Raw genomic sequence first — 272 nt, 5'->3', positions numbered from 1 at the left:
GACTATGAATATTTTAAAGTTTGCTGAACGTTTCCCGGATGAAGCCTCGTGTGTTGCCTATTTCCAAGCGAAAAGGACCAAAGAAGGAGTAATTTGTAAGAACTGTTCCTGCTCTGATCACTACTGGCTTCATTCAAAGCATATGTTTCAATGCAAAGGATGTGCGTTTCGGACTAGTATTAAAAGTGGGACTGTGATGGAAAACAGCAACCTTTCGCTTAGAAAGTGGCTAATGGCGATCACTTTTATTAGTGCTACCAAACAAGGTTTTA

The 272-nt window shown here is 40.1% G+C and carries 1 pseudogene; it reads left to right on the top strand.

The features are described from left to right. Positions 1-4: 4 nt before the first annotated feature. A pseudogene (locus JEM65_RS21300) lies at positions 5-272 on the top strand (IS1595 family transposase); the annotation flags it as partial.

The organism is Gelidibacter salicanalis (assembly GCF_016469035.1).
Taxonomy (GTDB): domain Bacteria; phylum Bacteroidota; class Bacteroidia; order Flavobacteriales; family Flavobacteriaceae; genus Gelidibacter; species Gelidibacter salicanalis_A.
Note: the sequence above shows the minus strand (reverse complement) of the source record. Positions and strands in the feature narration are given on the sequence as shown.